At 75.1% G+C, this 23,968-nt stretch carries 2 protein-coding genes; both read left to right on the forward strand.

The window, feature by feature from the left end:
- Nucleotides 1–187: 187 nt before the first annotated feature.
- On the forward strand, nucleotides 188–1,045 hold the full coding sequence (locus tag OG617_RS23845) for a metallophosphoesterase family protein (protein ID WP_405095203.1): 858 nt from the start codon (nucleotides 188–190) through the stop codon (nucleotides 1,043–1,045).
- Nucleotides 1,046–1,375: 330 nt separating this feature from the next.
- On the forward strand, nucleotides 1,376–23,965 hold the full coding sequence (locus OG617_RS23850) for a type I polyketide synthase (protein ID WP_405095204.1): 22,590 nt from the start codon (nucleotides 1,376–1,378) through the stop codon (nucleotides 23,963–23,965).
- The last annotated feature ends 3 nt before the right edge of the window (nucleotides 23,966–23,968 follow it).

The raw sequence follows: 23,968 nt of genomic DNA on the forward strand, positions 1-23,968 counted from the left end.
CACACCAGGCCGGCCCGGCGCAGCCCCGTGCCAGCCCTAGGGGTCCCGACCTGCCGTCTAGGGGTGTGCCTGGCCGGGTCGGGCTTCGTAGGGTCGGAGCCCGTCAGGCCGTCTCGTCCTGCCTTGCCGGCGGCCGATCGGCACGAGTGGTGGGTGCGCGCGGTACCCGGAATGGACGGAGGTCCGGGTGGTCGGATCGGGCCTGCCTCAGTTGCTCGCCATCAGTGACCTGCACGTGGTCTACAAGGAGAACCGGGCCGTCGTCGAGGGGCTGCGGCCGGAGGCCGACGACGACTGGCTGATCGTCGCCGGTGACGTCGGCGAGTTCGTCAGCGACATCGAGTGGGCGCTGGGCCTGCTCAGCCGCCGCTTCGCCAAGGTGATCTGGGCGCCGGGCAACCACGAACTGTGGACGCCCCGCGAGGACCCGGTCCAGCTACGGGGTGAGGCCCGCTACCGGCACCTGGTGGAGCTGTGCCGGAGCCTCGGCGTCGTCACCCCGGAGGATCCCTACCCGATCTGGGACCCGCAGGGCGATCCGGTGCTCGTCGCCCCGCTCTTCCTGCTGTACGACTACACCTTCCGGCCGTCCGGGACGTACACCAAGGAGCAGGCCCTCGAACGGGCCCACGAGGTCGGCGTGGTCTGCACCGACGAGATCCTCCTGCACCCCGACCCGTACCCGACGCGGGACGCGTGGTGCCGGGCCCGGCTGACCCACACCGAGCGGCGGCTCACCGAGGAGCGGAACGGGCTGCCCACCATTCTGGTCAACCACTTTCCCCTCGTCCGGGAACCCACCCGGATTCTGCGGTATCCCGAGTTCGCGCAATGGTGCGGCACCGAGGCCACGGCCGACTGGCACGTGCGCTTCGACGCCCGCGTGGCGGTGTACGGACACCTGCACATCCCGCGGACCACCTGGTACGACGGGGTCCGCTTCGAGGAGGTCTCGGTCGGCTACCCACGGGAGTGGCGGAACCGCGCCACGCCGCCCGGACGGCTCCGCCAGATTCTGCCGCCGGCCGTCCAGCACCGCGTCTGACCGGCCACGTCTGTGTCGAACGTCCCGCTGCGACGCCCACCGCGACGGCCCGTCAGGACCGCCCGATCAGGGGTCCGTTAGGGGTTGGGGGCAAGGTCGGCGCTCAGTACCGTCCACTCACGGTGGCGGGCATGGGTCGGCAGGGTGGTCGGCGTGGTGCCGCGGCGGGCGTTTGAACAGGTACCGGAAACAGAAACTGAAATAGGAATTGCGTCCATGCGCCGAATGGTCATGTCTCCACCGAAGTATGCGCGGAGTCGGGCCGCCGGCGGCGGTGTGGTCAGCGAATCGGCAGATTCTGATCGATAGCAAGCTCTGGGCGGGTGGGTCATGGCGGACGAAGACAAGCTCCTCGAACACCTGAAGTGGGTGACCTCCGAGCTCCGCCTGGCGCGCCGGCGCCTGAGCGAGCTGGAGAACGAGGACTCGGAGCCGATCGCGATCGTCGGTATGGCCTGCCGGTTCCCCGGCGGGGTCGCCTCGCCCGAGGACCTGTGGGACATGGTCGCCGGGGGCGTGGACGCCACCGGCACGTTCCCCGAGGACCGGGGCTGGGACCTGGACCGGCTGTACGACCCGGACCCGGACCACCAGGGCACCACCTACAGCAACCGGGGCGGCTTCCTGGCCGACGCCGGGCTGTTCGACCCGTCCCTGTTCGGGATCTCGCCGCGCGAGGCGCTGGCCATGGACCCGCAGCAGCGCCTCCTGCTGGAGGTGACCTGGGAGGTCTTCGAGCGGGCCGGCATCGACACCGCGACGCTGCGGGGCAGCCGCACCGGCGTCTTCGTCGGCACGGCCGGCCAGGACTACACCAGCGTCCTGCGGCAACTGCCCGAGGGCACCGAGGGGTACGTCCTCACCGGCACCGCGGCGAGCGTCATGTCGGGCCGGCTGGCGTACTCCTTCGGCCTGGAGGGGCCGGCCGTCACGATCGACACCGCCTGCTCGTCCTCGCTGGTGGCCCTGCACCTGGCCGGCCAGGCGCTGCGGGACGGCGAGTGCTCCCTCGCGGTGGCCGGCGGCGTGACCGTGCTGGCCACCCCCGGCGCCTTCGTCGAGTTCTCCCGGCAACGCGGGCTCGCCTCCGACGGCCGGTGCAAGGCTTTCTCGGCCGACGCCGACGGCACCGGCTGGTCCGAGGGCGTCGCCATGCTGCTCGTCGAGCGGCTCTCCGACGCCCGGCGCAACGGCCACCCCGTCCTCGCGGTGATCCGCGGCAGCGCCGTCAACCAGGACGGGGCCAGCAGTGGGCTGACCGCCCCGAACGGCCCCGCCCAGCAGCGGGTCATCCGGCAGGCGCTGGAGAACGCCCGGCTGACGCCGGCCGACATCGACGTCGTGGAGGCGCACGGCACCGGCACCCGGCTCGGCGACCCGATCGAGGCGCAGGCGCTGCTGGCCACGTACGGCCAGGGCCGGTCGGCAGACCGTCCGCTGTGGCTGGGGTCCCTGAAGTCGAACATCGGCCACCCCCAGGCCGCAGCCGGTGCCGGCGGCGTCATCAAGATGGTGATGGCGATGCGGCACGGCGTGCTGCCGCCCACCCTGCACGTGGCGCAGCCGTCCCCGCACATCGACTGGTCGACGGGGGCGGTGTCCCTGCTCGACACGGCCCGCCCGTGGGCCGGCGAGGACCACGTCCGGCGGGCGGCCGTCTCGTCCTTCGGCATGAGCGGCACCAACGCCCACCTCGTCCTGGAGCAGGCCCCGGCCCCCGAGACGCCGGAGGACGCCCCCGCGCCGTCGCGCCGGCTCCCGGTCGCGCCGGTGCTGCTCTCCGCCGCGCACCCCGCCGCGCTCGCCGGCCAGGCCGGCCGCTGGGCCGACTGGCTGGCCGGTGCCGAGGACCTGCGCGCCGAGGACATCGCCTGGTCGTCGGTCGAATCCCGCTCGACCCTGGACAGCCGGGCCGTGCTGGCCGCCGCCGACCGCGACGGCCTGCTGGCCGGGCTGCGTGCCCTGGCTGCGGGTGAGTCGTCGGGTGCGGTGACCACTGGCTCCGCCGTGGACCGGGGTCCGCTGGCGGTGCTGTTCTCGGGTCAGGGCGCGCAGCGCGCCGGGATGGGCCGCGAACTGTCCGACGGTTTCCCCGTCTTCGCCGCCGCTCTGGACGAGGTGTGTGCCGGGCTGGACGGGTTGTTGCCGCGTCCGTTGAGGCCGGTGCTGTTCGCTGAGCCGGGTACGCCGGACGCTGATCTCCTCAATCAGACCGTGTTCACGCAGGCGGGTCTGTTCGCGGTCGAGGTGGCGTTGTTCCGTCTGGTGGAGTCGTTCGGTGTGGTGCCGGACTTCGTGGGCGGTCATTCGGTTGGTGAGATCACGGCCGCGTACGTGGCGGGGGTGTTGTCGCTGGCGGACGCGTGTGTCCTGGTGGCGGCTCGGGGTCGGTTGATGCAGGCGTTGCCGGCTGGTGGCGGGATGCTGGCGGTCAACGCGTCCGAGGCGGACGTGGCGGAGAGCCTGGACGGCTTCGTCGACCGGCTCGGTGTCGCGGCGGTGAACGGGCCGGCGTCGGTGGTGGTCTCGGGCGAGATCGCCGCCTTGGACGAGGTGGAGCGGGTGTGGCGGGGCCGGGGTGTGCGGACGCGCCGGTTGGCGGTGAGTCATGCGTTCCACAGTCCGTTGATGGAGCCGATGCTGGCTGAGTTCCGGTCGGTGTTGGCGGGTTTGGCGTTTGCCGCGCCCCGGTTGCCGGTGGTGTCGAACGTGACCGGTGCGTTGGCTGGCGGCGAGGAGTTGCGTACCCCGGAGTATTGGGTGCGGCATGTGCGGGAGGCGGTGCGGTTCGCCGACGGGGTCGCCGCGCTGAGGGCTGCCGGGGTGGATACGTTCCTGGAGGTCGGTCCGCAGAGCGTGCTGACGGCGATGGCGGCGGATGTGTTGCCGGCCGGTGGGGACGTGTTGGCGGTGGCGGTGCAGCGTCGGGACCGGTCGGAGGCGCGGGCGCTGCTGGCCGCTCTGGGTGAGTTGCATGTGCATGGTGTGCCCGTGACCTGGGCGCAGTGGTTCGCCGACACCGGGGCGACCCGGGTCGACCTGCCGACGTACGCGTTCCAGCGGGAACGGTACTGGCCCGACGCGGTGTCGTGGCGGGTCGGCGACGTGTCCGGCGCCGGGCTGGGCGTCGCGGGCCACCCGCTGCTCGGCGCGGCGGTGCGCCTCGCCGGGGACGACGAGGTGTTGTTGACCGGGCGGCTGTCCGCTGCCACTCATCCGTGGTTGGCGGAGCATGTGGTCGCCGGTTCGGTGGTGGTGCCGGGTACGGCGTTGGTGGAGTTGGCGGTGCGGGCCGGTGACGAGGTGGGCGCGTCCCGGGTGCGGGAGTTGACTGTCCTGACGCCGTTGGCGTTGCCGGCGTCGGCGGGGGTGCGGGTGCAGGTGCGCGTCGGCGCTGCCGACCCGTCCGGCTCCCGTTCGGTGACCGTGCACTCACAGCCGGACGAGGAGGCCGACGGGGCCTGGGTCCGGCACGCCGAGGGTGCGCTGGAGCCGGTGTCGGCCGACGAGCCGGTGCTGGGGGAGTGGCCGCCGGTCGGTGCGGCCGAGGTGGACCTGACCGGGTGGTACGCCGTGCTGGCCGGGCACGGTCTGGCGTATGGGCCGGTGTTCCAGGGCCTGCGTCGGGCGTGGACGGCGGCCGGTGAGGCGTACGCGGAGGTGGCCCTGCCGGAGCAGGCGGCCGGCGACGCGGCGGCTTTCGGGGTGCACCCGGCGCTGCTCGACGCCGCGTTGCATCCGGTGGCGTCGCTGCTGGCCGGTGAGGGTGGCGGGGCGCGGGTGCCGTTCGCGTTCGAGGGCGTGCAGGTGCACGCCTCGGGTGCGCGGGCGCTGCGGGTCCGGCTGACCCGTGCGGGCTCCGGCGTGCGCGTGGTGGCGGTGGACGAGTCCGGCGCGGCCGTGGTGTCCGTCGACTCGCTGGTGCTGCGGGAGATGACGGCGGTGGCCGCCCCGGGCGCGGCGGCGCGGTCACTGTTCGAGGTGACGTGGTTGCCGGAGGAGATCACCCCGGCCGGCGACCTGTCCGGCTGGGCGCTGCTCGGGCCGTCGATCGCCGGGCTCGACCTGCCGGGCTTCCCCGACGTCGACGCGCTCGCCACGGCGGCCGCCGACGCGCGGGCCGGGTCCCCCCGGGCCCTGCTGTGGACGCCCGGCGCGGCCCCCGGCGTCGACGTGCCCGACGGGGTGCGCGCGACCACGAACGACGCCCTGACCGTGGTGCGGTCCTGGCTCGCCGCCGACGCCCTCGCCGACACGAAGCTCGTCGTGGTCACCCGGGGCGCCGTCGTCGCCGGGGACGAGGACCAGGTGACCGACCTGGCGGGCGCCGCCGTGTGGGGCCTGCTGCGCTCGGCGCAGTCGGAGCACCCCGACCGGATCGTTCTCGCCGACGTCGAGGGTCCGCTCGACCCGGCGACCCTCGCGGTGCTGGCCGGCGTCGTCGCCGACCCGACGGCGACCGGCGGCCAGCTCGCCGTCCGCGCCGACGGGACGTTCGTGCCCCGGCTGGTCCGGCTCACGGCCGACGAGCTGACCCCGCCGCCGTCCGGGGCATGGCACCTGGCCGCCGTGGCCCCCGGCACCCTCGACGGGGTCGCGTTGGTGCCGGCCACCCCGGCTCCCCTCGACGCGGGGCAGGTGCGCATCGCCGTGCGGGCGGCTGGGGTGAACTTCCGGGATGTGTTGATCGCGTTGGGGATGTATCCGGATCCGTCGGCGGTGATGGGCAGTGAGGGTGCGGGTGTGGTGGTGGAGGTCGGTCCGGGTGTGACCGACCTGGCCCCCGGCGACCGGGTGATGGGCATGTTCGAGCTGGGCTTCGGCCCGCTCGCGGTCGCCCCCCGGGAGCGCCTCGCCCGGATGCCCGCCGGCTGGTCGTTCGCGCAGGCCGCCTCCGTGCCCCTGGTCTTCCTGACGGCGTGGTATGCGTTGCGGGATTTGGCGGGGTTGCGGGCGGGTGAGTCGGTGTTGGTCCACTCGGGTGCGGGTGGGGTTGGTATGGCTGCGGTGCAGTTGGCGCGGCATTTTGGTGCGACGGTGTTTGCGACGGCGAGTCCTGGTAAGTGGGGGGTGTTGCGGGGTCTGGGGGTGGATGCGGGGCGGATCGCGTCGTCGCGGACGACGGAGTTTGAGCGGGTGTTCGGTTCGGTGTCGGGTGGTGCCGGGGTGGATGTGGTGCTCGATGCCCTGGCGGGTGAGTTTGTTGACGCGTCGTTGCGGTTGCTGCCGCGTGGTGGCCGGTTCGTCGAGATGGGCAAGGCAGACGTCCGCGACCCGGAGGCGGTGGCGGCCGAGCACCCCGGCGTCGCGTACCGGTCGTTCGACCTGAACGAGGCCGGCAGCGCCCGGATCGGCGAGATGCTGACGGAGCTGCTGGCGCTGTTCGAGCAGGGTGTGTTGCGTCCGTTGCCGGTGCGGGTGTGGGATGTTCGGCACGCCCGGCGGGCGTTGCGGCACATGAGTCAGGCCCGGCATGTGGGCAAGGTGGTGCTGCGGATTCCCGCCCCGGTGGACCCGGACGGCACCACGCTGATCACCGGCGCGGGCGGCGCCCTGGCCGGGGTGGTGGCCCGGCATCTCGTGGCCACCGGCCAGTCCCGGCACCTGCTGCTCGCCTCCCGCCAGCACCCCGACGACGCGGGCCGGGACGACTACGCCGCCCTGGTCCGCGAGCTGACCGACGCCGGCGCGCGGGTGTCCGCCGTCGCGGTCGACGTCAGCGACCCCGCGCAGGTCAGGGAGCTGATCGGCCGGGTCGACCCGGCGCACCCGCTGACCGCGGTGGTGCACGCCGCCGGGGTGCTCGCCGACGCCACCGTCACCTCGCTCGACGAGCGGGCCATCGCCACGGTGATGGCCCCGAAGGTCGACGCCGGGTGGGCGCTGCACGAGGCCACGGCCGACCTGGACCTCGCCGCGTTCGTGACGTTCTCCTCCCTCGCGGCCACCCTCGGCTCGCCCGGGCAGGGCAACTACGCGGCGGCGAACGCGTTCCTCGACGCCCTGGCCGGGCACCGCCGGCAGCGGGGCCTGGCCGCGACCAGCGTCGCCTGGGGCCTGTGGGCCACCACCAGCGGGATGACCGCCCACCTCGACGGCGACGACCAGCAGCGGCAGCGACGGGTCGGGATGACCGGCCTCTCCGCGACCGAGGGCGCCGAACTGTTCGACGCGGCCCTGCCGGCGGTGTCGCCGGTGGTCGTGGCGGCCCGGTTGCAGGTCACCGGAGGCGCGTCGCAGGTGCCGCCGCTGCTGCGGCAGCTCGTACGCGCCGGCGGCCGGCGGCGGGCCGGCGGTGCCCCCACGGCGGGGGCCTCGTGGCGGGACCGGCTCGTCGGCCTGCCGGAGGCGGACGCCCGACGGCTGCTGGTGGAGCTGGTCTGCGGGCAGGCCGCCGCCGTGCTGGGCCACGCCTCCGCACAGGCCGTGCCGGCCGCCCGCGCGTTCAAGGAACTGGGCTTCGACTCGCTGACCTCGGTGGAGCTGCGCAACCGGCTGGGCTCGGCGACCGGGCTGCGGCTGCCCGCCACGCTCGCCTTCGACCACCCCACCCCGGCCCGGCTCGCCGAGTACCTGTTCGGGCAGCTCGGCCTCGCCGCGACCGACGCCGCCACGGCCGTGCGTGCCGTCGGCGTCAGCGCGACCGACGAGCCGGTGGCGATCATCGGAATGGCCTGCCGCTACCCGGGTGGGGTGGCCACCCCGGAGCAGCTCTGGCAGCTCGTCACCTCCGGCGCCGACGCGATCGGCGGCTTCCCCACGGACCGGGGCTGGGACCTGGACCGCCTGTACGACACCGGCAGCACCGTCACGGACCAGGGCGGCTTCCTCTACGACGCCGCCGGCTTCGACGCCGGCTTCTTCAACATCAGCCCCCGCGAGGCCCTCGCCATGGACCCGCAGCAGCGGCTGCTGCTGGAGACCGCCTGGGAGGCCTTCGAGTACGCCGGTGTCGACCCCGACGGCGTGACCGGCACCGCCACCGGCGTCTTCGTCGGCGCGGCATCCTCCGGCTACGCCACGGGCGGGCACGAGGACCTGGACGGCCTCGAGGGGCACCTGCTGACCGGCACTGCCGGCAGCGTCGCCTCCGGCCGGGTCTCCTACACCTTCGGGCTGGAGGGCCCTGCGGTCACCATCGACACCGCCTGCTCGTCGTCCCTGGTCGCCCTGCACCTCGCCGCCCAGGCGCTGCGCGGCGGCGAGTGCGACCTGGCGCTGGCCGGCGGCGTCGCCCTGATGGCGCTGCCCGGCATGTTCTCGGAGTTCTCCCGCCAGGGCGGCCTGGCCCCCGACGGCCGGTGCAAGGCGTTCGCCGCGTCCGCCGACGGCACCGGCTGGTCCGAGGGCGTGGGCATGCTGCTCGTGGAGCGGCTGTCGGACGCCCGGCGCAACGGGCACCGGGTGCTGGCGGTGGTGCGTGGCAGCGCCGTGAACCAGGACGGCGCGTCCAACGGCCTCACCGCGCCGAACGGGCCGTCGCAGCAGCGGGTGATCCGGCAGGCCCTGGCCAACGCCCGGCTCGGCGCCTCCGACGTGGACGCCGTCGAGGCGCACGGGACCGGCACCGTGCTGGGCGACCCGATCGAGGCGCAGGCGCTGCTGGCCACGTACGGGCAGGACCGGCCGGCGGACCGGCCGCTGTTCCTCGGGTCGATCAAGTCGAACATCGGGCACTCCCAGGCCGCCGCCGGGGTCGCCGGCATCATCAAGATGATCATGGCGATCCGGCACGGGCTGCTGCCGTCCACCCTGCACGTGGACCAGCCGTCCCCGCACGTCGACTGGGACTCCGGCGCGGTGGCGCTGCTCACCGAGCCGCGGCCGTGGCCCGCCGTCGACCGGCCCCGCCGCGCCGCCGTGTCCTCGTTCGGGATCAGCGGCACCAACGTGCACACCATCATCGAGCAGGCGCCCGACGACAGAGCCCCCGCCGCCCGGCCGACCCCCGCCCCGGAGCTGCCCGGCCTGGCCGGCCCGGCCGGCGTGCCCCTGACGGTGTCCGGGCGCAGCCCGCAGGCCCTGCGGGAGCAGGCCGCCCGAATCCGTGGGCAGCTCGCCGAGGACGCCGACCTGGACCTCGCCGACCTCGGGTTCTCCCTCGCCACCCGGCGGGCCCACCACCCGTACCGGGCGGTCGTGGTCGCCGGCGACCGGGAAGCCGCCCTCGCCGAGCTGGCCGCCCTCGCCGACGCCGAGGCCGCCCCGACCCCCGTCGACGGCACGCCGAAGGTCGCCTACGTCTTCCCCGGCCAGGGCTCGCAGTGGGTCGGGATGGCGCTGGACCTGCTGGAGTCGTCCCCGGCCTTCCGGGAGCGGATGCGGCAGTGCGCCGAGGAGCTGTCCCGGCTGGTGGACTGGTCGCTGGAGGACGTGCTGCGGCAGGCGCCCGGCGCGCCGCCGCTGGACCGGGTCGACGTGGTCCAGCCCGCCCTGTTCTCCGTCATGGTGTCCCTCGCGCGGCTGTGGCAGGCGTGCGGGATCGAGCCGGATGCCGTCGTCGGCCACTCGCAGGGCGAGATCGCCGCCGCGTGCGCCGCCGGAGCCCTCACCCTCCCGGACGCGATGCGGCTGGTCGTGGCGCGCAGCCGCGGCCTGCTGGCGATCTCGGGCCGGGGCGGCATGCTCTCGGTGCCCCTGTCGGCAGCCGACACCGAGCAGCTCATCGCGCCGTGGGCGGAGACCCTGTCGATCGCCGCCCTCAACGGCGCCGCCGTGACCGTCGTCTCCGGCGCCGCGGAGTCCGTCGACGCGCTGCTCGCGCACTGCGCCGAGCGGGACATCCGGGCCCGGCGGATCGCCGTCGACTACGCCTCGCACAGCGCGCACGTCGAGGCGGTACGCGACGACCTGACGGCCGCGCTCGGCGCCGTCGACGCCGAGCCGACCGCCGTGTCCTTCTACTCGACGGTGACCGGCGACCTCATCGACACCGCCCAGCTCGACGCCGACTACTGGTACCGCAACCTGCGCGAACCGGTCCGGCTCGCGCCGGTGGTCGACCGGCTGATCGCCGAGGGCTTCCGGGTCTTCGTGGAGGTCAGCCCCCATCCGGTGCTCAAGGTGGTGGTCCAGGACGCGCTCGACCGGGCCGCCGACCCGGCGGGCCCCGGCGTGGTGGTGGGCTCCCTGCGCCGCGACGAGAGCGGCCACTCGCACATGCTGTCCGGCCTGGCGGAGCTGTACGTCGCGGGCGTCGGCGTGGACTGGGCGAGGGTGTACGCCGGTTCCGGCGCCGCCCCGGTCGACCTGCCCACGTACGCGTTCCAGCGGGAGCGGTTCTGGACGGCGGTGGACCGCTCGTTCGGCGGCGACGTCTCCGGCGCGGGCCTCGGCGCGGCCGGCCATGGCCTGCTCGGCGCGGCGGTGCGCCTCGCCGGCGGCGACGAGGTGTTGTTGACCGGGCGGCTGTCCGCTGCCACTCATCCGTGGTTGGCGGAGCATGTGGTCGCCGGTTCGGTGGTGGTGCCGGGTACGGCGTTGGTGGAGTTGGCGGTGCGGGCCGGTGACGAGGTGGGCGCGTCCCGGGTGCGGGAGTTGACTGTCCTGACGCCGTTGGCGTTGCCGGCGTCGGCGGGGGTGCGGGTGCAGGTGCGCGTCGGCGCGGCCGGCACGTCCGGCGCCCGGCTGGTGACCGTGCACTCGCAGCCGGAGGAGGACGACGACGCGGGCTGGGTCCGGCACGCGGAGGGCGTCCTGGAGGCCGCCTCCCCGGACGAGCCGGTGCTGGGGGAGTGGCCGCCGGTCGGTGCGGCCGAGGTGGACCTGACCGGGTGGTACGCCGCGTTGGCCGGGCATGGTCTGGCGTATGGGCCGGTGTTCCAGGGCCTGCGTCGGGCGTGGACGGCGGCCGGTGAGACGTACGCGGAGGTGGCCCTGCCGGAGCAGGCGGCGGGCGACGCGACGCGGTTCGGGGTGCACCCGGCGCTGCTCGACGCCGCCCTGCACCCGATCGGCCTGCTGCTGACCGAGGGATCCGGTGGGCCGCGGGTGCCGTTCGCGTTCGAGGGCGTGCAGGTGCACGCGTCGGGCGCCGCGGTGCTGCGGGTCCGGCTGACCCGAGCAGGCAGCGGTGTGCGGCTGGTCGCGGTCGACGGCACGGGCGCCCCGGTCGTGTCGGTGGACTCGCTCGTACTGCGGGAGATGACCGGGGCCGCGGCCTCGGGCACCGCCGTCCGGTCGCTGTTCGAGGTGAGCTGGCAGGCCGAGGACGTCACCCCCGCCACGGACCCCACCGGCCGGGTGCTGCTGGGCGACACGGCCGGGACCACCGGGTCGGGAGCGGCCGGGTACCCCACCGTGGCCGACCTGGCCGCGGCCGTGGCCGCCGGAACGGCCGGCCGGCCGCGCGTGCTGCTGCTGCCGGTGACGATCCCGCAGCCGGCGGACGCCGACGTGCCGTCGGCCGTGCGGACGGCCACGGCGCACGTGCTCGGCGTGCTCCAGTCCTGGCTGGACGCCGGGGAACTGGCGGACACCCGGCTCGTCGCGGTGACCCGGGGCGCCGTGACGGCCGTCCCGGCCGACGAGCTGCGCGACCCGGTGGGCGCTGCGGTGTGGGGCCTGCTGCGCTCGGCGCAGTCGGAGCACCCCGACCGGATCGTCCTCGCCGACGTCGACCGGGACCTCTCACCCGAGCTGTGGGACCTGCTGGCCGGCGTCGCCGAGGACCCGTCGACCACGGGCGGGCAGGTCGCGGTGCGCGGCGGCGAGATCCGCTCCCCGCGCCTGATCCGCACCGGCGCGTCGGCCGGGGACGCACTGACCCCGCCGGACGGGCTGTGGCACCTCGCCGCGATCGCCCCCGGCACCCTCGACGGGGTCGCGTTGGTGCCGGCCACCCAGACTCCCCTCGACGCGGGGCAGGTGCGCATCGCCGTGCGGGCGGCGGGGGTGAACTTCCGGGATGTGTTGATCGCGTTGGGGATGTATCCGGATCCGTCGGCGGTGATGGGCAGTGAGGGTGCGGGTGTGGTGGTGGAGGTCGGTCCGGGCGTGACCGACCTGAAGCCCGGCGACCGGGTGATGGGCATGTTCGAACCCGCCTTCGGCCCCCAGGCCACCGCCACGCGGGAACTCGTCGCGAGGATCCCGGCCGGCTGGACCTTCGCCGAGGCCGCGACCGTGCCGGTGGTGTTCCTGACGGCGTGGTATGCGTTGCGGGATTTGGCGGGGTTGCGGGCGGGTGAGTCGGTGTTGGTCCACTCGGGTGCGGGTGGGGTTGGTATGGCTGCGGTGCAGTTGGCGCGGCATTTTGGTGCGACGGTGTTTGCGACGGCGAGTCCTGGTAAGTGGGGGGTGTTGCGGGGTCTGGGGGTGGATGCGGGGCGGATCGCGTCGTCGCGGACGACGGAGTTTGAGCGGGTGTTCGGTTCGGTGTCGGGTGGTGCCGGGGTGGATGTGGTGCTCGACGCCCTGGCGGGTGAGTTTGTTGACGCGTCGTTGCGGTTGCTGCCGCGTGGTGGCCGGTTCGTCGAGATGGGCAAGACCGACATCCGCGACCCCCGCCAGGTCGCCGAGCGCCACCCCGGCGTGACCTACCGGGCGTTCGACCTCAACGAGGCCGGGCACGCCCGCATCGGCGAGATGCTGACCGAGCTGCTGGCGCTGTTCGAGCAGGGCGTGCTGCGCCCGCTGCCGGTGCGGGTGTGGGACGTGCAGCACGCCCGGCGGGCGTTGCGGCACATGAGTCAGGCCCGGCATGTGGGCAAGGTGGTGTTGCGGATCCCCGCCCCGGTGGACCCGGACGGCACCACGCTGATCACCGGAGCCGGCGGCGCCCTGGCCGGGGTCTTCGCCCGGCACCTCGTGACCACCGGCCAGTCCCGGCACCTGCTGCTCGCCTCCCGCCGCGGCCCCGAGGCCTACCGCGACCTGGTGGCGGAACTGACCCGCCACGGCGCCCACGTCACCACCGCCACCGCCGACGTCGCCGACCCCGAGCAGGTCGCCGGCCTGCTGGCGCAGGTGAACCCGGCGCACCCGCTGACCGCCGTGGTGCACACCGCCGGCGTGATCGCCGACGCCACCATCGGCTCCCTCGACGAGCGGGCCCTCGACGCGGTGCTGACCCCGAAGGTCGACGCCGGCTGGGCGCTGCACCGGGCCACCCGCGACGCCGACCTGGCCAGCTTCGCGGTGTTCTCCTCGGCGGCGGCTACCCTCGGCTCGCCCGGGCAGGGCAACTACGCGGCGGCGAACGCGTTCCTCGACGCCCTCGCCCGTCTCCGCCAACAGCAGGGGCTGCCCGCCACGAGCCTCGCCTGGGGACTGTGGGACACCGCCAGCGCGATGACCGCCCACCTCGGCGGCAACGCCCACCGCCGGGCGATCCGGGCCACCAGCGCCCCGCTGACCGAGGTCGAGGGCACCGCCCTGTTCGACCTGGCCCGCCAGTACGGCGGCGTGCACCTCGTGCTCATGAACCTGCCGCCGGCCACGGCCCGGCCGGCCGCCGGCGCGGTGCCCAGCATGCTGCGCGAGCTGCTCCGACCCACCGGACCCGTCCGGCGCACCGCCGGGCAGGGACCCGCCGACACCGCCTCGGAACGCGGGCGGCTGGCCACGCTCAGCTCCGCGCAGCGGCGCAGCCACCTGCTCGACCTGGTCGCCGCGAGCGTGGCCGCCGTGCTGGGGCACCGCTCCGCCGACAGCGTCGACGCCCAACGCGGCTTCAAGGAACTGGGCTTCGACTCGCTGACCTCGGTGGAACTGCGCAACCGGCTGGCCACCGCCACCGGGCTGCGGCTGCCCGCCACCGTGGCATTCGACTACCCCACCCCGGTCGTCCTCGCCGACTTCCTCGACCGGGAGCTCGGCGGCGTCGAGGCATCCGCCGCCGGCACGGCAGCCGGCGCGGCCACCGCCCTCGACGAGCCCATCGCGATCATCGGCATGGCCTGCCGGTTCCCCGGCGACGTGCAGACCCCCGAGCAGCTCTGGGACCTGGTCACGGCCGGGGCCGACGTCATCGCGCCGTTCCCCACCGACCGCGGCTGGGACCCGGACGACCTGCGGACCGGCGACGACGCCAACGGCCCCCGGCAGGGCGGCTTCCTGCACGACGCGGCCGAGTTCGACGCCGGCTTCTTCGGGATCTCCCCCCGGGAGGCGCTGGCCATGGACCCGCAGCAGCGGCTGCTGCTGGAGACCTCCTGGGAGGCCTTCGAGCGGGCGGGCATCGACCCCCACACGGCCCGGGGCAGCAGCACCGGCGTCTACGTCGGGCTCATCTACCACGACTACGCGTCCCAGGCCGCCGACACCACCGACGAGCTGGACGGCTACGTCGGCAACGGCAGCGCCGGCAGCGTCGCGTCGGGCCGGATCTCCTACCTGTTCGGCCTGGAGGGCCCCGCCGTCACCGTCGACACCGCCTGCTCCTCGTCGCTGGTCGCCCTGCACCTGGCCACCCAGGCGCTGCGCCAGGACGAGTGCCGGCTCGCGCTCGCCGGCGGCGTCAGCGTGATGTCCACCCCCGGCATGCTCACCGAGTTCTCCCGCCAGCGCGGACTCTCGCCCGACGGGCGGTGCAAGGCCTTCGGCGCGGGCGCCGACGGCACCGGCTTCGCCGAGGGCATCGGCATGCTGCTGCTGGAACGCCTCTCCGACGCGCAGCGCAACGGGCACCGCGTCCTCGCCGTGGTGCGGGGCAGCGCGGTCAACCAGGACGGCGCGAGCAGCGGCCTGACCGCCCCCAACGGCCCCGCCCAGCAGCGGGTGATCCGGCAGGCCCTGGCCAACGCCCGCCTCACGGCGGCGGACGTGGACGCCGTCGAGGCGCACGGCACCGGAACCCCCCTCGGCGACCCGATCGAGGCGCAGGCGCTGCTGGCCACGTACGGCCAGGACCGGCCCGCCGACCGGCCGCTGCTGCTCGGCTCGATCAAGTCCAACATCGGGCACGCGCAGGCCGCCGCCGGGGTCGCCGGCGTGATCAAGATGGTGCTGGCGATGCGGCACGGGCTGCTGCCGTCGACCCTGCACGCCGACGAGCCGTCCCCGCACATCGACTGGGACGCCGGGGCGGTGGAACTGCTCACCGAGACCCGCCGCTGGCCGGCCCTGAACCGGCCCCGCCGCGCCGCCGTGTCCTCCTTCGGGATCAGCGGAACCAACGCGCACACCATCATCGAGCAGGCGCCGGCTGCGGCCCCCGCGGCCACCCCCGCGCTGGCCGGAGAGGTCCCCGGCGGCCTCGTCCCCTGCGTCCTGTCGGCGCGCGACGACGCCGCCCTGCGCGGGCAGGCCCGACGGCTGCACGGCCTGGCGGCCGACCGGTCGGACCTGACCGTCGCCGGGATCGGGCGCGCGCTGGCCACCGGCCGGTCCGTCTTCGAACACCGCGCCGTCCTGCTGGTGCCCGACCGGGGCGGCCTGCTGTCCGCCCTGGACGCGTTCGCCGACGGGCAGCCCTCGGCCGCCGTCGTCCGGGGCACCGCCCGGGGCGGGCGCACCGCCGTCGTCTTCTCCGGCCAGGGCGCGCAGCGCGCCGGCATGGGCCGGGAGCTGCACGCCGCGTACCCCGTCTTCGCCGCCGCGCTGGACGAGGCGTGCGCCCACCTCGACCCGCACCTGCCCCGCCCGCTGCGGGACGTGCTGTTCGCCTCGTCGGGCTCGGCCGACGCCGAACTGCTCGACCAGACCGCCTTCACCCAGGCCGGCCTGTTCGCCGTCGAGGTGGCCCTGTTCCGCCTCGCCGAGTCGTACGGGATCGTGCCGGACTTCGTCGCCGGCCACTCGATCGGCGAGGTGACCGCCGCGTACGTGGCCGGGGTGCTCTCCCTCGACGACGCGTGCGCGCTGGTGGGCGCGCGGGGCCGGCTGATGCAGGCGCTACCGGCCGGCGGCGGGATGCTCGCCGTCGCCGCCGACGAGGCTGCGGTCACCGAGGCGCTGGCCGGCCTGACCGACCGGGTCGGGATCGCGGCGGTCAACGGGCCGGCGGCCGTGGTGGTCTCCGGCGCGCTCGACGCGCTGGACGCCCTGGAGCGGACCTGGTCCGCCCGGGGAACACGCACCCGACGGCTGCGGGTCAGCCACGCCTTCCACAGCCCCCTGATGGAACCGATGCTGGCCGAGTTCCGGGCGGTCCTCGACGGGCTCACCTTCCGCCCGCCGCTGCTGCCGGTGGTCTCCAACGTCACCGGCGGGATCGCCGACGCCGAGGAGATCGGCACCCCCGACTACTGGGTGCGGCACGTCCGGGAGGCCGTCCGCTTCGCCGACGGCGTCGCCTGCCTGCGGCAGCGCAACGTCGGCACGTTCCTCGAACTCGGCCCGGACGCGGTCCTCGCCGGCATGGTCCGCACCTGCCTGCCGGACGACGACCCGGCCACGTCCCCGGTCGCGGTCGTCGCGGCGCTGCGCCCCGGCCGGCCGGAACCCGTCTCGCTGCTGCACGCGCTGGCGGAACTGCACGTCCACGGTGTGCCCGTCACCTGGTCCACCCTGCTGCCGGAGGCGGGCGCGAACCCCGTGGACCTGCCGACGTACGCGTTCCAGCGGCAGCGGTACTGGCCCAACGTCGGCCGGCTGCGCGCCGGTGACGTGGCCGGCGCCGGCCTCGGCGCGGCCGGGCACGGGCTGCTCGGCGCCACCGTCGACCTGGCCGGCGACGGCGAGGTCGTGCTGACCGGCCGGCTGGCGCTCGCCACCCGGCCATGGCTCGCCGACCACGTGGTGTCGGGCGCGGTGCTGCTGCCGGGCACCGCGCTGGTGGAACTCGCGGTGCGGGCCGGCGACGAGGTGGGCGCGTCCCGGGTACGGGAGCTGACCATCGCCGCGCCGCTGGTGCTCCCGCCCTCCGGCGGCGTGCGCATCCAGGTCCGGGTGTCGGCCCCTGGATACGCGCCGCAGCGCACCGTCACCATCCACTCCCGACCCGACGACGCCCCCGACGCGGGCTGGACCCGGCACGCCGACGGGGTGCTGGAACCGGCGTCCGCCGACGAGCCGGGCGTCGGCTCGTGGCCGCCCGTGGGCGCCGACGAGGTCGACCTGACCGGCTGGTACGACGCGTTCGCCGAGCGCGGCCTGGCGTACGGGCCGACGTTCCAGGGGCTGCGCCGGGCCTGGACGGGCGGCGGCGAGGTATTCGCCGAGGTGGCCCTACCCGACGACGCGGCCGGCGACGCCGCGCGGTTCGGCGTGCACCCGGCGCTGCTGGACGCCGCCCTGCACCCCGTCGCCCTGCTGTTCGAGGAGTCCGCCGCGCCTCGGGTGCCGTTCGCGTTCGAGGGTGTGCAGGTGCACGCCTCGGGCGCGCGGGTGCTGCGGGTGCGGCTGACCCGCGAGGGCACCGGCGTGCGGCTGGTCGCCGGCGACGAGACCGGCACGCCGGTGGTGTCCGTGGACTCGCTGACCCTGCGGGAGCTGACCGGCCGGTCCGCCCCGGACGCGGCAGCCCAGTCGCTGTTCGAGGTCGCCTGGCGGGCCGCCGAGGTGGTCCCGGCCGACGTGCCGGGGTGGGCGACCCTCGGCGGGCCCGGCCCGGCCGACGTCGCCACCGGGCGTGCCCACCGCACCGTCGCCGACCTGCTCGCCGCGCTCGACGGCGGCGCCGAGGCGCCGGCCCTGCTGCTGCTCCCGGCCACCGCCCCGCAGGACGGCGCGGTGCCCGACGCGGTCGGCGCCCTCGCCTCGGCGGTGCTGGCGGAGCTGCGGTCCTGGCTGGCGGCCGACGCCCTGGCGGGTTCGAGGCTGGTGGTGGTGACCCGGGGTGCGGTGGCAGCCGGGGACGGTGACGTGGTGACGGACCTGGCGGGTGCTGCGGTGTGGGGTCTGCTGCGGTCGGCGCAGTCGGAGCATCCGGGTCGGATCGTCCTCGCGGATGTCGACGGTGCGGTGGACGCGGGCGTGGTGGCCGTCCTGGCGCGGGTCGCCGAGGACGCCGCAGGTGCTCAGGTGGCTCTCCGCGCGGGTCGGGTGTTCGTGCCACGGCTGGTTCGCGTGTCGGCGCCGTCGATGCACGCCCCGCTCGTGGCGGACGCCGGCACCGTCCTGGTGACCGGCGGCACCGGCGCGCTGGGCGCCCTTGTCGCGGAGCACCTCGTCCAGGCGCACGGGCTCCGGGCGCTGGTGCTGGCGTCCCGGCGGGGCCCGGCGGCAGCCGGCGCCGACGAACTGGTCGAACGGCTGGCCGGGCTGGGCGCGTCCGCTCAGGTGGTGGCGTGCGACGTCACCGACCGGGAGCAGGTGGCCGGGCTGGTCGCGGACGTCACCTCGACGGGCCGGTTGGCGGGCGTGGTCCACCTGGCCGGTGTGCTCGACGACGGCCTCGTCGAGGGGCTGACGGCCGACCAGCTCGCGGGCGTCCTGGCGCCGAAGGTGTCGGCTGCCTGGCACCTGCACGAGGCGACGGCCGATCTGGACCTGGACCTGTTCGTGCTGTTCTCCTCGATCGCGGGGGTGCTCGGCTCGCCGGGCCAGGCGGCGTACGCGGCGGGCAACGCGTTCCTGGACGCCCTGGCGGCGCACCGCCGGCAGGCCGGTCTGCCGGCGGTCAGCCTCGCGTGGGGGATGTGGGGCACGGCCGGGATGGCGGCGTCCCTCGGTGACGCCGACCGGGTCCGGTCGGGGCGGGCCGGCCTGACCGCGATGAGCGCCGACACCGGCCTGGCGCTGTTCGACGCGGCGATGGCCGTGGACCGGTCGACCCTGGTGCCGGCGGTGATCGACGTGCCCGCGCTGCGGGCCGCCGCCGCCGGCGGCGTGGTGCCGCCGATGCTGCGGGCGCTGGTCGGCACGACCACGACGCGTCGCCAGGCGGGACAGGGCGGCGACAGCCTGGCCGACCGGCTCGCCCGGCTCACCGAGGACGAGGGCCGGGCGCAGGTCGCCCTGCTCGTCCGGGGCCTGGCCGCGCAGGTGCTGGGGCACGACGGCGTGGAGGCGGTGCCGGTGGACCGGGCGTTCCGGGACCTCGGCTTCGACTCGCTGAGCGCGGTCGAGCTGCGCAACCGGGTCAACACCGCGACGGGGCTGCGCCTCGGCTCGACCCTGGTCTTCGACTACCCCACCCCGCAGGCGCTGGCCGAGCACGTGCACGCCGACCTGCTTGGCACCCGGGTCGTCGAGGCCGAGCCGGAATCGCAGGCGACGGTCGGCGGCGACGAGCCGATCGCGATCGTGGGCATGGCCTGCCGGTTCCCGGGCGGGGTGGAGACGCCCGAGCAGTTGTGGGCGTTGCTGGCCGGTGGCGGGGAGGGGATCGGGGAGTTCCCAGCGGATCGGGGTTGGGACCTGGAGTCGTTGTTCGATTCGGATCCGAACAGCAGCGGCACGTCTTACACGCGGCATGGTGGGTTCCTGTACGGGGCGGCGGACTTTGATTCGGCCTTCTTCGGGATTTCGCCGCGTGAGGCTTTGGCGATGGATCCGCAGCAGCGGTTGCTGTTGGAGGCGTCGTGGGAGACGTTCGAGTCGGCGGGTGTTGATCCGCAGTGGTTGCGGGGCAGCCGGACGGGTGTGTTCGCGGGCGTCATGTATCACGACTATGCGTCGCGGCTGATGGATGTGCCGGGCGAGGTCGAGGGTTACGTCGGGACCGGCACGTCGGGCAGTGTGCTGTCGGGTCGGGTGGCGTACACGTTCGGCCTGGAGGGGCCGGCGGTGACGGTGGATACGGCGTGTTCGTCGTCGCTGGTTGCCCTGCATCTGGCGGTTCAGGCGTTGCGGTCGGGTGAGTGTGATTTGGCGTTGGCCGGTGGTGTGACGGTGATGGCGACGCCGGGGACGTTCATCGAGTTCTCGCGTCAGCGTGGTTTGTCGCAGGACGGGCGGTGTAAGTCGTTCGCCGCTGCCGCCGACGGCACGGGCTGGTCGGAGGGTGTGGGTGTCCTTCTCGTGCAGCGGCTGTCGGACGCGCAGCGTGAGGGGCGGAACATCCTGGCCGTGGTGCGGGGTACGGCCGTGAACCAGGACGGTGCGTCGAACGGGCTCACCGCGCCGAACGGTCCGTCGCAGCAGCGGGTGATCCGGCAGGCCCTGGCCAACGCCCGGCTCAGCTCGCAGCAGGTCGACGTGGTGGAGGCGCACGGGACCGGCACCACGCTGGGTGACCCGATCGAGGCGCAGGCGCTGTTGGCGACCTACGGGCAGGACCGTCAGGCGGACCGGCCGTTCCTGCTCGGGTCGGTCAAGTCGAACATTGGTCACACGCAGGCGGCGGCCGGTGTGGCGGGCATCATCAAGATGATCATGGCGATGCGGCACGGTGTGGTGCCGGCGACGTTGCATGTGGATGAGCCGTCTCCGCACATCGACTGGACGGCCGGCGCGGTCACCCTGGCCACCGAGGCGACGCCGTGGCCGGCCGTGAACCGGCCGCGTCGGGCGGCCGTCTCCTCGTTCGGGATCTCGGGCACCAACGCGCACGTCATCATCGAGCAGCCGCCCGCCGAGGTGACCGAGGGCAGGACGGTCGGCGACGCCGTACCGTCGGTGGTGCCGGTGCTGCTGTCGGCGCGCACCGACGTGGCGCTGGCCGCGCAGGCGGACCGGTGGGCCCGGTGGCTCTCCGCCGACCAGGGCCTCGGGGCCGTCGAGGTCGCCTGGTCCTCGGTCACCACCCGACCGGCCCTGGCGAGCCGGGCCGTCGTCGTCGCGGCGCACCGCGACGACCTGATGGCGGGGCTGACCGCCCTCGCCGGCGGTGAGCCGTCCGGCGCGGTGACCACTGGCTCCGCCGTGGACCGGGGTCCGCTGGCGGTGCTGTTCTCCGGTCAGGGCGCGCAGCGCGCCGGGATGGGCCGCGAACTGTCCGACGGTTTCCCCGTCTTCGCCGCCGCTCTGGACGAGGTGTGTGCCGGGCTGGACGGGTTGTTGCCGCGTCCGTTGAGGCCGGTGCTGTTCGCTGAGCCGGGTACGCCGGACGCTGATCTCCTCAATCAGACCGTGTTCACGCAGGCGGGTCTGTTCGCGGTCGAGGTGGCGTTGTTCCGTCTGGTGGAGTCGTTCGGTGTGGTGCCGGACTTCGTGGGCGGTCATTCGGTTGGTGAGATCACGGCCGCGTACGTGGCGGGGGTGTTGTCGCTGGCGGACGCGTGTGTCCTGGTGGCGGCTCGGGGTCGGTTGATGCAGGCGTTGCCGGCCGGTGGCGGGATGCTGGCGGTCAACGCGTCCGAGGCGGACGTGGCGGAGAGCCTGGACGGCTTCGTCGACCGGCTCGGTGTCGCGGCGGTGAACGGGCCGGCGTCGGTGGTGGTCTCGGGCGAGATCGCCGCCTTGGACGAGGTGGAGCGGGTGTGGCGGGGCCGGGGTGTGCGGACGCGCCGGTTGGCGGTGAGTCATGCGTTCCACAGTCCGTTGATGGAGCCGATGCTGGCTGAGTTCCGGTCGGTGTTGGCGGGTTTGGCGTTTGCCGCGCCCCGGTTGCCGGTGGTGTCGAACCTGACCGGCGCGTTGGCCGGCGGCGAGGAGTTGCGTACCCCGGAGTACTGGGTGCGGCATGTGCGGGAGGCGGTGCGGTTCGCCGACGGGGTCGCCGCGCTGAGGGCTGCCGGGGTGGACACGTTCCTGGAGGTCGGTCCGCAGAGCGTGCTGACGGCGATGGCGGCGGATGTGTTGCCGGCCGGTGGGGACGTGTTGGCGGTGGCGGTGCAGCGTCGGGACCGGTCGGAGGCGCGGGCGCTGCTGGCCGCTCTGGGTGAGTTGCATGTGCACGGAGTGCCGGTGACCTGGGCGCAGTGGTTCGCCGACGCCGGGGCGACCCGGGTCGACCTGCCGACGTACGCGTTCCAGCGGGAACGGTACTGGCCCGAGCCCGCCACCCCGGCCCGCCAGCCGGTCGGCGACGGCGGCGACGCCGACTTCTGGACGGCCGTGGAGAGCGGCGACCTCACCGCCCTCGCGACCCAGTTCGGCGACGGCGGCGACCTCGACGCCCTCGCCCCGGCCCTGCCGATGCTGTCGACGTGGCACCGGGCCCGCCGGCAACGCGTCCTCGTCGACGGCTGGTCGTACCGGGTCATGTGGAAGCGGACCGACCTGGCCGCCATCCCGGCGGGCACCTGGCTGCTGGTGTCGCCGCAGGACGACGACCCGGTCACCGGCGCGCGGACCGAGGAGGCCGCCAAGGCCCTGGCCTCGGCCGGCGCCGACGTGCTCCGGCTGACCGTCGACCCCGTCCGCACCGACCGGGACGACCTCGCCCGGCGGCTCGCCGAGACGCTGCCCGACCGGCCGGTCACCGGCGTGCTCTCCCTGCTCGGCCTCCGCGACCAGCCGCACCCGGACAGCCCTGCCGTGCCCGCCGGCACGGCAGCCACCCTGCTGCTGCTCCAGGGTTTGCACGACACCGGGACGACGACCCGGCTGTGGTGCCTGACCCAGGGCGCGGTCGGCACCGGGGACGGCGACGCGGTCCGCCGGGTCGCCCAGAGCGGGCTGTGGGGCCTCGGCCTGGTCGCCGGGCTGGAACACCCGCAACTGTGGGGCGGCCTCGTGGACCTGCCCGACGACGTCGACTCCGCCGTCTGGGACCGGCTGGTCCGGGTGGTCGCCGGTGCCGGCGACGAGGACCAGATCGCCGTACGGCCCACCGGCGTGTTCGTCCGGCGGCTCGTGCGGGCGACCGCCGCAGCCCCGGCCGCCGGGGAGCGCTGGCAGCCGTCGGGCACGGTGCTGATCACCGGCGGAACGGGGGCGCTGGGCGCCCACGTGGCCCGCTGGGCGGTCACCAACGGCGCCGCACACGTGGTGCTGACCAGCCGCCGCGGCGAGCGGGCCGCGGGCGCCACGGAACTGCGGGAGGAACTGGCCGCGCACGGCGCCCGGGTCTCGGTCGTGGCATGCGACGTCGCCGAGCGGGACCAGGTCGCGGCCCTGCTGGCGACCCTGGACGAGGACCCGGCGCCGCTGACGGCGGTGGTGCACGCCGCCGGGGCCGGCGACGTCGGCCTGCTGGCCGAGACCGACCTCGCCGGCTTCGCCGCCGTCCTCGCCGGCAAGGTGGCCGGCGCGGTGCACCTGGACGACCTGCTCGGCGACCGGCCGCTGGACGCGTTCGTGCTGTTCTCCTCGATCGCCGGGGTGTGGGGCAGCGGCGGGCAGGGCGCCTACGCGGCGGGCAACGCGTTCCTCGACGCGCTGGCCGACCAGCGGCGGGCCCGGGGCCTCGCGGCGACGTCGGTGGCGTGGGGGCCGTGGGCCGACGGGGGCATGGCCGGCGTCGAGGCCCAGCAGGCGCTGGCCCGGCGTGGCCTCAGCGCGATGGCGCCGGACGACGCCGTGCACGCCATGCGGTACGCCGTCGGCCAGCCCCGACCCGCCCTGACCGTGGCCGACGTCGACTGGGCGGTGTTCGCCCCCGCGTACGCCTCGGCCCGCCCCCGGCCGTTGCTCGACGACCTCGCCGAGGCCCGGGACGCGCTGCGCGCCCCCGCCGACGAGCAGCCGGGCGGCGCCGCCGACGGGATCCGGGAGCACCTGCGCACCCTGCCCCGTACCGAGCAGGTCCGGCACCTGGTCGACCTGGTCCGCACCCACGCCTCGGCGGTGCTCGGTCACCCGGGCACGGACCGGGTCAAGCCCCGGCTGGCGTTCAAGGAGCTCGGGTTCGACTCGCTGACCGCGGTGGAGCTGCGCAACCGGCTCACCGCCGCGAGCGGCCTGCCGCTGCCGGCGACCCTCGTCTTCGACTACCCGAACCCCACCACCCTCGCGGAGCACCTGCTCGACGGGCTGCTCCCCGAGGCGCGGCGGTCGGATGGCCCGGACCCGTCGGAGTCGACGGTCCGGCAGGCCCTCGCGACCATCCCGCTGGCCCGGCTCCGGGACGCGGGCCTGCTGGAACTGCTGCTGAACCTCACCGACGCCGAGACCGACGCCGCCGAGTCCACCGCCGAGGGCATCGACCTCATCGACGAGATGGACGCCGACACCCTCGTCAAGTTGGCGCTTGACGGATCCGATTCCTGACCG

It is taken from the genome of Micromonospora sp. NBC_01412, assembly GCF_045040215.1.
Taxonomy (GTDB): Bacteria; Actinomycetota; Actinomycetes; order Mycobacteriales; family Micromonosporaceae; genus Micromonospora; species Micromonospora rubida.

Bases quoted from the DNA above. Each gene is read 5' to 3' on its own strand.
- OG617_RS23850 (WP_405095204.1), top strand. From the start codon at position 1,376: ATGGCGGACGAAGACAAGCTCCTCGAACACCTGAAGTGGGTGACCTCC.